Origin of the sequence: Sphingobium sp. Ant17 (assembly GCF_000588875.1) — a bacterium.
Lineage (GTDB): Bacteria > Pseudomonadota > Alphaproteobacteria > Sphingomonadales > Sphingomonadaceae > Sphingobium.
Window position 1 is genome coordinate 1 of the sequence record NZ_JEMV01000100.1, and the last position, 11303, is coordinate 11303.

Here is an 11303-nt window from a genome sequence, read left to right on the forward strand (position 1 = left end):
CGCGACCCCAAGACCCCGGCTCCCCCCGTTCGCACCCCGGCCCGCCGCGCAGCCCCCCAGTGGCGGCGGACCGGCCAAACCAGATTTTTTGAGGAGATAGCCCATGTTTCGTTCGACCCTGTTTGCCGCCGCCGCTTCCGCCGTCCTGTTTGCCAGCGCCAGTGCCAGTGCTGCTTCCGCCGAGGATTTCGCGTCCAATGGGCGCACCAGCCCCGTCTATCATGGCGACCTGGACCTTTCGAACCCCGCGCATCAGGCGCAGTTGCGCAGCCGCATCGCCCGCGCCGCCAAGCGGGTGTGCAGCGCCAGCGACCTCGCCACCGAGCAGGCGTGCAAGGCCAAGGCGATCGCCCGCGTCGAAGCGCCGATCAGCGCCGCCATCGCGCGCGCTGAAACCAGCGAACGCTATGCCGATGCGCGCGGCAAGGATGGGTTGCCGCTGGTCGCGAACTGATTGGCACGGCGACGTGATAAGGAGAAGGCCCGGTGATTTGCCGGGCCTTTTTTTGTGTTTGCCCCTCCGTCAGCGCTGCGCGCTGCCACCTCCCCATCGCTACGCGACAGGGAGGATTTTTTTTTTAGCGGCCGGTCATGGCGCGGGCGTTGGCGAGGAAGGTGCGGCCGATGCGGATTTCATTGCCGTCGGCGAGCGCGGCGAACCACACGCCGCTGCCGTCGTGGCGCAGGCGGGCGATATGGTCGCGGCGGACGATGTGGGAGCGGTGGAGGCGGACGAACTGCTGCGGGTCGAGTCGTTCCTCCAGGCTGCTGATCGTCTGGTGGAGGAGGTAGCTGTGGCTGCCGACATGGAGGCGCATATAGTCGCGCTCCGCCTCGATCCGGTCGATCTGATCGGTGGCGATGCGGATCAGTTCGGAGCGGTGCGGCACCCAGAATTCTTCGGCCCATTCGGGCTGCGGGGCGCTGGCGATGGCGGGGGCGTCGGTGGGCGCTAGGCTGCGGGCCGCCTCCACCCGGTCGATCGCGCGGGTCAGCCGGTCATGCGCGACGGGCTTGAGCAGATAGTCGACGGCGGCAAGATCGAAGGCTTCGACCGCGAAGCCTTCGAACGCGGTCACGAAGATGACAGCGGGGCGCAGGCCCATGCGGCCGACTGCGCGGGCGACGCCGATGCCGTCAAGCAGCGGCATGGCGATGTCGAGCATGACGAGGTCGGGCTTGAGCGCTTCGATGAGGCGCAGGGCGGCTTCGCCATCGCTGGCGGTGCCGCAGAGCGTGAGGCGCGGTTCACGCGCGCACAGCATCTGCAGCCGCTCGATCGCGAGCGGTTCGTCATCGACGATCATGGTGCGGATGGACATGGGGATCAGCAACTCTGGCGGATGATGGGCAGGGTGATCAGGACGGAGAAGCCGCCGCCCTCGCGCGGACCATAAGCGATGCGGCCCTGATCGCCAAAGCGCGCGGTCAGCCGGTCGCGGACGTTGGCGAGGCCGATGCCGCTGCCGCGATCGGCTTCGCCGGGCGGCTGGTCGCCATTATCGGTGATGTTGATGTGCACGAGGTCGCCATCGGCGCGCGCGGTGATGCGGATCTCCACCGGGCTGGATGTGCGCGACACGCCATATTTGATCGCATTTTCGACCAGCGGCTGGAGGATGAGGCCGGGGACGCAGGCGGTCATCAGGTCGGCGGGAATGTCGATGACGCTGGTCAGCCGTTCGGGGAAGCGGACACCCTCGATATCGAGATAGAGCTGCTGGAGATGGACTTCCTCCGCCAGCGGCACGTCGTCCAGCGGATCGCCGGTCAGGCTGGTGCGGTAGAAGTTGGAGAGCGACAGGATCATCTTTTCCGCTTCGTCGGGCTTGTTGCGCATGACGAGGGTCGAGAGGCTGTTGAGCGTGTTGAACAGGAAATGCGGGTTCACCTGATAGCGCAGCGAGCGCAGTTCGGCCTGCTGCGCGGCGCGTTCCAGCCGGGCGGCGCGGCGTTCGGTGCGGTGGACTTCGCTGGCGTAGGACAAAGCGAGGTAGAGCGCGGCCCAGGCGGAAAGGAAGAAATAACGGCTGATCGCATCCTCGACGATCTGGATGAGGGCGAAATGTTCTTCGCTGCGATATTTCATCCGGTCGCCATCGGCGAAGATGTTGACCGGGTCATAGACGTTGAACATGTAGAAATTGGCCGAAGCATGGCGAGCGCGAAGGGTGCGGCGAGCGAGAAGGCGGCGACGACACGGACGCTCAATGGCTTGGTGTCGAAGCGTCGCAGCATCAGGTAGAAGATCCAGGTGGTGACGATGCCGATGATGGTGACGATGGCGCGGCGCGCGGCCAGCTCATAGGGGGCGTCGAAGCCCATGACCGTGGCGCGCAGCGTGACCAGCACGGCGTAGAATAACCAGAAGCCGAGAATGGAATAGAGCGCGATCGCGGGCGAAATGCCGCGTTCGCCGTCGTCGGGCGCATATGTCATGTTGCCTTGTTTACGCGCGCGCGGGGCGCTTGTCGCCCCGGCCGGTGCGCTGCTGGTCGAAGCGGTTGGCGCGTTGGTCGAAGGGTGCGACGGGAACCGGGGCGCGGCCCGGTCCGTTGATCAGCAGAGGCGCGCTTTCAGGCGCCATGAAGGAGAATGTCATGACCGCTATCGACCATCCGCAAACGAGCAGCAGCAAGTCGGCCGACAAGGAGCGGGACGGCGACAGGCAGGACCATGTGTTGAATGCCGACGAGAAGCTGGACGATGAGCTGGAAGATTCGATGGACGCATCCGATCCGCCGTCCAGCACCCGCCCCGGTGACAAGGGCGATCCGGTGCCGTCGTCGGGCTTTACCCCCGAGGATTGATGGCCTTTTCGCCAGAACGATGATAGATTAAGCGGGCGGCAGATGTAGGCATCGCCGCCCGTATCGAGAGGAGCCCGCAACCCATGCCGACATCCGCCACGCCCGCCGTCGAGCGTATCGCCCGTGTCCTGGCCGGACGTCATTTAAGCCAAAATGGCGAGGGCAGCGACCCCCATGCAGCGGGCGCAGTGGATGCGGCCTGGCAGGATCATATCGAGGATGCCTATGCGATCCTGCACACGTTGCGGGAGCCGGACGCGCAGATGGCGCAGGCGGGCGACGTGACGGTTTGGCGCAGCATGATCAGCGCTGTCCTGGCGCGGCGGTCGGAGGCCTGACCCGTGATCCGACGGCTCGCACCATGTCATCATATTTTCATGTTGCGCTGCAAAAGGAAATCTGATCCCTTGTGAATGGCGGCGGAACAGGCGCTTAAGCCTTCAGTAACCATAGAAGGCGCATATTCTGACGATCGACTACACGTCGGAGGGCATGAACATGGGTACGAGTGCAAAACCTGCGGACGGCGCCATCACCTTGGCCGAACTGCGCGAATTCGCCAGCTTCTCGTCTGCTACGCAACGCTATATTCGTCGGTCGCTCGATATCGGCCTGCATCGCCGCGACGCGATGAAGCTATGGTCGCGCGACATGGTCGAGGAAGCCTCCATTCGCGCGCAGGCGCGCATCTATGGGCGGCTGGACGAGATCAAGGCGCGCGTGCCCGACGATAGTGGGCTGGAACAGGTAGAGCCGTTCATGGCCCCGCTGGTTACCATCTCCGCGTTCGACCTGGGGCAGGACCGGTTGGCCAGCTTCTCCTCCTATCGGTTCCTGTACGAGCGGCTGTTGGGCGCAGGCGCGCGGCCCTGGCTGCCCGGTGCCTTTTGCGCGGCGGCGAGCCTGCCGCATCTTCACCCCGAAAAGCGGCGCATCTTGCTGCAGTCGATCAGCGAGGCGGCGGCGACGGCGGCGGGTTGGTCCAACCGCGAGCCGAGCTTCTACCCCGAATGGGTCGAGAAGGTCGATCTGAGCAAGGCGAACTGACGCCATCTTGATAGGACGCTTTTCGCCGGGGGGCGAAGGAAAGGCGCGGCGACGATCAGTCGTTCGCGCCTTTTTTACGGTCAAAGCGGACCGGCGGCCTTGGCGCGATCATGAAAGGCGCGCGACAGGCCATGATAGAGGCGTTCCTTGCATATCCGTTGGGCCGCACCATCGGCGACGAGGGCTGCGCCCAGCAGGGGCAGCATGAACCCCCGACTGCCAGTGGTTTCCGAAATGATGATCACGGCGGTCAGCGGCGCGCGGACGACACCCGTGAAATAGGCGACCATGCCCAGCAGCACGACGGCGCTGCCCTGTTCGTTCGGGAATATCCAGCGCAGCAAATTGCCGAACCCGGCACCGGTCGCCAGGGATGGCGCGAAAATGCCGCCGGGAATGCCCGATATGCTGGTCGCCAGGGTGCTGGCGAATTTGGCCGGTGCGAACCAGAGCGGTTCCTGCCCGCCGGTAATCAGATGGCGGGCCGGCGCATAGCTGGTGCCCCATGTCAGGCCGGTTGCCACGCCGATCAGCGCGACGATCACCCCGCAGGCGGCGGCGAAGCGGATGGGGTGAGCGCGGGTCCAGTCGGTAAAACGGTTACGGCTGGTCGCCGCGGCCAACGCAAGCCGGGAAAACAGACCACCCGACAGGCCACCGAGCACGCCTGCGAACAAGGCGACGGCCATGGCGGACGGCAATGACAGCCGCGCAGCCACAGCACCGAAATAGACATAATCGCCCGCAAGCCCCAAGCTGACCATGCCAGAAATGATGACGGCGGTGATGACGAGCAAGGTCATGCGCTGCTCATAAGCGGCGGCCAGTTCCTCGATCGCGAAGCTGATCCCGGCGAGCGGCGTGTTGAAGGCGGCGGCCACCCCGGCCGCCCCACCCGCCACCATGACCGAGGCGCGCAACGGCACCTGAAGCAGGGCATGGACACGCGCGAGGATGGCGGCGGAAATCTGCACCGTCGGGCCTTCCCGACCGACCGATGCGCCGACCAGCAGACCGGCGATGGTCAGCAAAACCTTGAGCATGGCGGTGCGCAGGTCGACGAGGCGCGCGCCGATCTGTTCGGGCAGGCGGGTGGCGGCAATCACCTGCGGAATGCCCGATCCCCCCGCAAATGGCGCAAAACGGCGCGTGATCCAGGCGATCCCGGCAAAGCCGAGCGGGGTGATGAGGAGCGGCAGCCAGCGATGGCGCGTGGCGATCCGTTCAAAGCCCTCGCTGGCTTCGTCCGCGACCCAGGCGAAGGCCAGCGCGGCGAGCCCCACCAGAATCGCCCCGCCCATCAGCGCCAGGCGACGGCGAAAGATCAGCGATGTGGGGCCGCTATGCCGCAGGAGTGCGCGGAAGCGGCGCGTGGTCCAGCGACGGCCCCGCCCGCTCATGATGCCGTTGCCGGATCGGCTCGCCGCCGGTAGCGGAAATACCAGACCTCATGGCCCAGCCGCCGGGCCTTGGCCTCGTAGCGGGTTTCGGGCCAGCCGCCGGGGCGGGTGAGGAAATCCTTGGGGTCGCTGGCCAGCCAGTCGAAATCGGGATGGCCGTTCATCACCATCAGCGCCCAGCGCAGATAGACGGGATGATCGGTGCCGAAGCGGAACTCGCCGCCGGGCTTGAGCTTGCGCGCGATCATCGCGACCGGGCCGGGGTTCATCATCCGGCGCTTGGCGTGGCGCGCCTTGGGCCAGGGGTCGGGATGGAGCAGATAGACGAAGCTGAGCGAACCGTCGGGGATGCGGTCCAATACCGTCAGCGCGTCGCCCATATGGACGCGGACATTGCCGAGCGCGCCATCGCGGATATGGCCAAGCGCGGTGACGACACCGTTCAGGAAAGGCTCGCAGCCGATGAAGCCATGGTCGGGCAGCAGGTCGGCGCGCCAGGCCATATGCTCGCCGCCGCCAAAGCCGATCTCGAAATGGAGGGGGCGCTCATAGCCGAACAGATCGGCGGCGGTGATCGGCCCTTCGTCCGGCACCGACACGGCCGGAAGTAGCGTGTCGACCAGTTCCTGCTGCCCCTGGCGCAGCTTATGCCCCGACTGGCGGCCATAGAGGCGGTTGAGCGTGGTCGGATCGCCGGATTTATGCGCTGTCATGGGGCGGCCGCTTAGCGGGCGCGGGCGCGCGGGGCAAGGGTCAGAGGCCGAGCAGGGGCCACAGGACCATGCCGAGGCCGATGAGGCTGACGAGGAAGATCAGCGTGCGGATCATCGGGATACCGAGCGCATAGACGGGGAGATAGGCGAGGCGCGCGCCGAGCCAGATCCAGGCGCCGAGTGCGGTCGTGTCGCTGGTGCGGTCGGCGAGGACCACGCCCAGCAGCGCGACGATGGCGATCGGCAGGGTTTCCTGAAAATTGGCCTGGGCGCGGGTGAGGCGTCCGGCGAGCGGATGGAGCGGCGGGAGTTTTTCGTCGCGCGCGCCCATATTCCAGCGCGGGCCATATTGTTTGGTCTTGAAATGCGCGGCGGCGAAGATGTGGACGAGCAGCAGGACCATGGCCCACGCCAAAATCGTCAGTTCGACAGCCATAGCGCGCACCTCCATTGGGATCAAAGGCGCACGCTATGGCATTGCGCGACAGGCGACAAGGAAAGGATGATGCGCGGCGTCAGAGCGAGAGCCCGACGCGCGCGATCAGGCGGTCGCCGGCATGGGTGCGGGCAGGGCCGTCGATGCTGCTGCCGGCATAGCGGATGCCGGCGAACCATTGGCCGCGATACCAGTCGAGCGCGACGCCATGGTCCCAATAGGTGCCATCGGGGCGCAGCCGGGCCGCGACGAGGGGATCCCGCACGCTGCCCGACGAGCGGCCGACATGGCCCGACACGGTGAAGGGCGTGCCGGGGACGGCGACGGCAGCGGCAGCGGAAACATAGAGATTATCGCCGCCGATCGCCGATTGGCGCGGGGCATAATGGGTGGCGATGTCGATGCTGGCCGGGCCGATGAGGAAGCCCGCCTGTGCGCCGACTTCGCCATAGCCCTGATCCGAGGCACCGGGGAAGAGATGATAGCGGCCACGCGCGGTCAGTCGCCAGCCACCGATCTGTCGCGACCAGCTTGGCCCGATGTCGATCACCGCGTCGGCACCGCCATGGCGGGTGCTGCCCCACAGCGTCGTCGCTGCGCCGTCGAGGCTGAGGCCGGAGGTGACGGGGACGGACAGCGTGCCGCGCAGGACGGGATCGCCCTCGCTCCAGCTGAGGCCCCGGCGCCGTTCGTCGCTGGCGGCTTCGAGTGTGGCGGTGAGGCCTCTGTCCTGCGCGAGCGCCGGAAGGGCATGGACGGCAACGCCCAGCGCCGCTGCCCATGCCACTGGCGTTACGGGTTTAATTCGACGCAAGCGCGCGCACCGAATCCAGTTCCGCCATCAGCGGCGCGCGATCACGCTCCGCCATCGCCATCACCGTCGCCTGGATGCGATCGCGATGCTGGGCCAGCACGCGCTGTTCCAGAGAGTCATTCCGCGCGCAGGCACCGGATTCGCTGCCCGAAAAGCGCGTGTCGCTGGCGATGGTGCGGGCGAGCGCCGGGCCATGGTCGAGCTTGCGATCGACGACGACCGTTGCGGTCCAGCGGCAGCGCTGCATGTCCATGCGGTTGGGGGTCTTTGCGCCCACCGTTCGCGCTTCGACATCGGCGCGGGCGGTGTAGAGCGCCTGCATCGATGTGCCATGATGGGTGATGGACACCGTATGAGAGGCGGCCGCAGCCGCCATGGCGATGAGAGTTATGCTCAACTTCATTCTCCTGCGTTGAGGCGTCGGGCTATGTTGTCCGATCACCTGCAGCGGATGTAGGTTTCCTCTGTTGCCGGTTCATTGCCGGAGGGCGACAAAGTCCTGCCTGGTTACGCCGCAGCCTTGGCCAGTCCTTTCGACAATTGCAGCGCGCCGTTCAGCCGTGCGGCGGGATCGGCCCAGGCGCGGTTGACCACGATCTTGCTGTCGGGGCGCAGGCGGGCGATGCCGTCGAGCCGCTGGACATAGGCGATGAGGCCTGCCGGATTGGGGAAGCTGTCCTCGAAGAAGCTGACCAGCGCGCCCTTTTGCCCGACATCGATCTTGGCGATGTTGGCCTTCATGCAATTCTGCTTGATCTCGATGATCTTGAGCAGGTTTTGCGTGGGCGCAGGCAGCTTGCCGAACCGGTCGATCAGTTCGGCGGCGAAGGATTCGAGCGCCTGGCGGTCCTCCAATTCATTGAGGCGGCGGTAGAGGCCCATGCGCAGGTCAAGGTCGGGAACATAATCGTCTGGGATCATGATCGGCGCATCGACGCTGATCTGCGGCGAGAAGCTGTCGCGGCGGATTTCGAGGCCGACGCCGCCCGCCTTGGCGTCCATGATCGCTTCCTCCAGCATCGATTGGTAGAGTTCGAAGCCGACTTCGCGGATATGGCCCGACTGTTCGTCGCCGACGAGGTTGCCCGCGCCGCGAATATCGAGATCGTGGGATGCGAGCTGGAAGCCTGCGCCGAGCGTGTCGAGATCGGACAGAACTTTGAGCCGCTTTTCCGCCGTCTCGGTAATGATGCGGTTGGCGGGCGTGGTCATATAGGCATAGGCGCGCGTCTTTGACCGGCCGACGCGGCCGCGCAGCTGATAGAGCTGGGCGAGGCCGAAGCGGTCGGCGCGGTGGATGATCAGCGTGTTGGCGCTGGGAATATCCAGGCCGGATTCGACGATAGTGGTCGAGAGCAGCACATCGTAGCGTTTGTCGTAGAAGGCCGACATGCGTTCCTCCACTTCGGTCGCCGACATCTGGCCATGGGCGACGACGGAGCGGACTTCGGGGACTTCGGTGAGGAGAAATTCCTCGATCTCGGCGAGGTCGGCGATGCGGGGGACGACGAAGAAGCTCTGCCCGCCGCGATAATGTTCGCGCAGCAGCGCTTCGCGGATGACGATGCCGTCCCAGGGCATGATATAGGTGCGGACCGCGAGGCGATCGACCGGCGGGGTCTGAATGACTGAAAGTTCTCGCAGGCCCGACATCGCCATTTGCAGCGTGCGGGGGATCGGCGTGGCGGTCAGCGTCAGGACATGGACGTCGGTCTTCAAGGACTTCAAGCGTTCCTTGTGGGTGACGCCGAAGCGCTGTTCTTCATCGACGATGACGAGGCCGAGCCGCTTGAAATCAATGCCCTTAGTCAGCAGCGCATGGGTGCCGATGACGATATCGACCGTGCCGTCGGCTAGGCCAGCCTTGACCGCCTTGGCCTCCTTGTCGGGGACGAGGCGGGAGAGGCGGCCGATATTGACCGGGAAACCGCGGAAGCGTTCCTCGAAATTCATATGATGCTGGCGCGCGAGCAGCGTGGTCGGGCAGATGAGCACGACCTGCATCCCCGCCATCGCCGCGACGAAGGCGGCGCGCAGGGCGACCTCGGTCTTGCCAAAGCCCACATCGCCGCAGACGAGGCGATCCATCGGCTTGCCCGATCCCAGATCCTCGATCACGTCGCTGATCGCGCGGTCCTGATCCTCGGTTTCCTGATAGGGGAAACGATCGACGAAGGCGGGGTAGCCCGCGACATCGGGTTCGGCGATGGTGGCGGCGCGCAGCGCGCGTTCGGCGGCGGTTTTCAGCAATTCACCCGCGATTTCGCGGATGCGTTCCTTCATCTTGGCCTTGCGCCGTTGCCAGGCTTCGCCGCCCAGCTTGTCGAGGCCGACGCCATCGCTGTCCGATCCGTAGCGGGAGAGGACTTCGAGATTTTCGACCGGCACGAACAGCTTGTCGCCGCCCGCATAGCTCAAGGCGACGCAGTCATGCGCCGTCTTGCTGACCGGGATCTGGGTCAGCCCTTCATAGCGGCCAATGCCATGGTCCATGTGGACGACGAGGTCGCCGGGCGACAGGGTGGCGAGTTCCGCGAGGAAGGCGTCGGTATTCTTCTTGCGCTTGGCGCGGCGGACGAGCCGGTCGCCCAGCATATCCTGTTCGGTCAGGACCGCGACATCGGGGGCGGCAAAGCCATGGTCGAGCGGCAGGACGGTGAGCGTCACGCTGCCATTGGCGGCGGTGCCGAGCGCTTCCTGCCAGCCATCGGCGGCGGCCAGGCGCTTGACGCCATGGTCGAGCAGCAGGCCAGACAGCCGTTCGCGCGCGCCGCCCGAATAGCTGGCGATCACCACCTTTTTCTTCGCGCGTTGCAGCGCGGCGATATGTTTGCCGACGGCTTCGTAGATGTTGATATTCTGCGCGCGTTCGGGCGCGAAGTCGCGCGGGCCATCGACCGCGAAGTCCAGCACGTCGGCGCTGGCGGGTTCGTGGAAGGGGGTGGTGGCGTGCATCGGCCGGGTGGCGACGGCGGCGGTCCATTCGGCGGTGTCGAGATAGAGCAGGTCGGGTTTGAGCGGGCGATAGGCACCGGGGTCGGAGGTTTTGGCCTGCACCCGGTTGGCGTGATAGTCGCGGATCGCCTCGAACCGGGCATCGGCGGCTCCGGCGACGCCATGATCGCGGATGATGACGATGTCCGGCCCCAGATGGTCGGCGAGAGGAACAAGCTTTTCCTCGAACAAGGGCAGCCAATGTTCCATGCCCGCGAGGCGTCGGCCTTCGCTCACCGCCTGATAGAGCGGATCGCCGGTTGCGGTGGCGCCAAAGGTTTCGCGGTAGCGGCTGCGGAACCGCTTGATCGTTTCCTCGTCCAGCAGCGCTTCGGAGGCGGGGAGCAGGGTGAAGCCATCGACGCTGCCGGTGGTGCGCTGGTCGGCGGGGTCGAAGCGGCGGACGGTTTCGATCTCGTCACCGAAAAAGTCGAGGCGGAGCGGCTGGTCCTCGCCGCCAGGAAACAGATCGACGATGCCGCCGCGAATGGCGAACTCGCCGCGATCATGGACGGTGTCGGTGCGGACATAGCCATTGCCCTGGAGCATTTCAGCCAGGCGCGTGATCGCGATACGCTCCTTGGGCGCGAGATGCGCGACCAGTTGGCGCACGCGGAAGGGGGTGAGCGTCCGCTGCGTCATGGCGGCAAGGGTGGTGACGACCAGCTGCGGCGCTTTGGGCGTGGCCTGCAGCGCATGAAGCCCTGCCAGCCGCGCCGAGGCGGCGCGCAGCGAGGGGCTGGCGCGGTCATAGGGCAGGCAATCCCAGGCAGGGATTTCGATGATCGCGATCTCCGGCGCGAAATAATGGGCGGTGTCGGCGATGGCGCGCATCTGCTGCTCATCGGCGGCGACGAACAGCGCACGGGCCTGGCCCGACCCATAGGCGGCGCGGGCAATGTCGGCGAGCAGCCAGGGCTGGAACCCGGCAGGGACGCCCGACAGGGTCAGCGGGGCTTTGGCGCGGAGGATGGTTTGGAGATCGGTCATTGTCGTTGTCGCTATCCAATGATCCTCCCCGGTACGGGGAGGTGGCAGGGCGAAGCCCTGACGGAGGGGGGGGGGATCGTCCGGGCGTGGTGCGGGGGG

General features: G+C 66.0%; 12 protein-coding genes and 1 pseudogene. 4 read left to right on the forward strand and 9 right to left on the reverse strand.

Going from position 1 to position 11303, the window contains the following annotated elements:
• Nucleotides 1-103 precede the first annotated feature (103 nt).
• Complete coding sequence (locus tag BF95_RS23335; protein WP_043154951.1) at nucleotides 104-454, forward strand: UrcA family protein; 351 nt, start codon at nucleotides 104-106, stop codon at nucleotides 452-454.
• A 124-nt stretch (nucleotides 455-578) separates the two neighbouring features.
• Here BF95_RS23335 and BF95_RS23340 read toward each other — a convergent pair whose 3' ends face one another.
• The 3 genes and pseudogenes from BF95_RS23340 to BF95_RS28000 form a co-directional block, all read right to left on the reverse strand.
• Entirely contained in the window at nucleotides 579-1322 is a 744-nt protein-coding gene (locus tag BF95_RS23340) for a LytR/AlgR family response regulator transcription factor (RefSeq protein WP_043154959.1), read from the reverse strand.
• A gap of 5 nt (nucleotides 1323-1327) precedes the next feature.
• A pseudogene (locus BF95_RS23345) lies at nucleotides 1328-2439 on the reverse strand (sensor histidine kinase).
• Between the two features lie 10 nt (nucleotides 2440-2449).
• Entirely contained in the window at nucleotides 2450-2602 is a 153-nt protein-coding gene (locus BF95_RS28000) for a hypothetical protein (RefSeq protein WP_162472461.1), read from the reverse strand.
• Here BF95_RS28000 and BF95_RS23350 point away from each other — a divergent pair.
• The 3 genes from BF95_RS23350 (at nucleotide 2601) to BF95_RS23360 (ending at nucleotide 3857) form a co-directional block, all read left to right on the forward strand.
• Nucleotides 2601-2810 (forward strand): hypothetical protein, encoded by a 210-nt coding sequence (locus tag BF95_RS23350; RefSeq protein WP_043154961.1) that lies wholly within the window; start codon nucleotides 2601-2603, stop codon nucleotides 2808-2810. The two genes, BF95_RS28000 and BF95_RS23350, sit on opposite strands and share 2 nt — an antisense overlap.
• Before the next feature lie 83 nt (nucleotides 2811-2893).
• Nucleotides 2894-3148: a hypothetical protein gene (locus BF95_RS23355; protein WP_043154953.1), complete on the forward strand. Its 255-nt coding sequence runs from the start codon at nucleotides 2894-2896 to the stop codon at nucleotides 3146-3148.
• Nucleotides 3149-3308: 160 nt separating this feature from the next.
• Complete coding sequence (locus tag BF95_RS23360; protein WP_043154962.1) at nucleotides 3309-3857, forward strand: hypothetical protein; 549 nt, start codon at nucleotides 3309-3311, stop codon at nucleotides 3855-3857.
• 80 nt (nucleotides 3858-3937) lie between these two features.
• Here BF95_RS23360 and BF95_RS23365 read toward each other — a convergent pair whose 3' ends face one another.
• From BF95_RS23365 to mfd, 6 genes are all read right to left on the reverse strand, one after another.
• Nucleotides 3938-5257, reverse strand: coding sequence for a chloride channel protein (locus BF95_RS23365; protein ID WP_043154954.1), 1320 nt, complete (start codon nucleotides 5255-5257; stop codon nucleotides 3938-3940).
• Nucleotides 5254-5970: a tRNA (guanine(46)-N(7))-methyltransferase TrmB gene (gene trmB / locus BF95_RS23370; protein ID WP_043154955.1), complete on the reverse strand. Its 717-nt coding sequence runs from the start codon at nucleotides 5968-5970 to the stop codon at nucleotides 5254-5256. Before trmB ends, BF95_RS23365 begins: the two co-directional genes overlap by 4 nt.
• A gap of 40 nt (nucleotides 5971-6010) precedes the next feature.
• Nucleotides 6011-6406, reverse strand: coding sequence for an MAPEG family protein (locus BF95_RS23375; protein WP_043154964.1), 396 nt, complete (start codon nucleotides 6404-6406; stop codon nucleotides 6011-6013).
• A gap of 79 nt (nucleotides 6407-6485) precedes the next feature.
• The gene (locus BF95_RS23380; RefSeq protein WP_051520212.1) at nucleotides 6486-7220 is read right to left on the reverse strand and encodes a TorF family putative porin; all 735 of its coding nucleotides are present in this window, start codon (nucleotides 7218-7220) and stop codon (nucleotides 6486-6488) included.
• The gene (locus BF95_RS23385) at nucleotides 7207-7617 is read right to left on the reverse strand and encodes a hypothetical protein (RefSeq protein WP_235209961.1); all 411 of its coding nucleotides are present in this window, start codon (nucleotides 7615-7617) and stop codon (nucleotides 7207-7209) included. The genes BF95_RS23380 and BF95_RS23385 overlap by 14 nt, the downstream gene beginning before the upstream one ends.
• 110 nt (nucleotides 7618-7727) lie before the next feature.
• Complete coding sequence (gene mfd, locus BF95_RS23390) at nucleotides 7728-11204, reverse strand: transcription-repair coupling factor (RefSeq protein WP_043154957.1); 3477 nt, start codon at nucleotides 11202-11204, stop codon at nucleotides 7728-7730.
• Nucleotides 11205-11303: the final 99 nt, after the last annotated feature.